Annotated in this window: 1 protein-coding gene and 1 pseudogene; one reads left to right on the forward strand and one right to left on the reverse strand. The window is 57.3% G+C overall.

Annotated elements, in window-relative coordinates:
* The coding region (locus EOA24_RS39970; RefSeq protein WP_145992588.1) for a 3-keto-5-aminohexanoate cleavage protein at window positions 1-267 on the forward strand (267 nt) is incomplete at its 5' end.
* 187 nt (window positions 268-454) lie between these two features.
* Here the strand turns inward: EOA24_RS39970 and EOA24_RS39975 are convergent.
* Window positions 455-736, reverse strand: a pseudogene (locus EOA24_RS39975) (IS4 family transposase); the annotation flags it as partial.

Consider the following 736-nt stretch of genomic DNA (forward strand, 5'->3'; position numbering starts at 1 on the left):
GTTGCTTATATGAAAGGGTTATTGCCCGAGCGGGCTCATTGGGGCGCTCTCGGGACAGGTCGAAACCAATATCCAATCGCAGCGCAGTCCGTCTTGCTTGGAGGCAACATTCGTGTAGGTCTTGAAGATAATCAGTATCTACGACGAGGCGTTTTCGCGACCAACGGACAGCTTGTGGAGCGCGCGCGGCAGCTAATCGATATTCTCGGACATGAGCCAGCGACACCTGAGGAAGCCCGAGATATCCTTGGGCTGCCTGCCAAATGAGCGACCGCTGCCGAGACGAAGATTCGATCCTTGGCAGTTTCACGAAAAGGCAGGGGGGAGAAACGGTCTTGGCTTCGCCTACGAAGAGATTGCCCGGCTCAACGTGATGTGGGGCATCAATCGGGCGCGAACGAAATTCCGTAGCGAATCCAGCCTTCCCTATCGTCGCAGGGCGGTCCGGGGAAAGTTATGCATGGGTGAAGCACATCTGGTTTGGCGAGGAATGGGTTTTCGTTGACTTGGGTTGAAGGGCGGCGGTTTGTCGATCGCTGCGATGTTGCGGCGCTCGAAGAGACATCGGACGACCAAGTCAGTGAACCTGAGAATGGGCACGGCGATGCGGCAGGCGCGGGCGGCGATGCGCAGCAGCGCATAGGCGATCATGGCGGCGAAGAGCTGCAGGCGGATGGCATTGTCGTTGGTGGCGAGGAACTTGCGGATCTTCAGATTGCTTGATCCAGCGGAAATA

The organism is Mesorhizobium sp. M2A.F.Ca.ET.039.01.1.1 (assembly GCF_003998035.1).
Classification (GTDB): Bacteria; Pseudomonadota; Alphaproteobacteria; order Rhizobiales; family Rhizobiaceae; genus Mesorhizobium.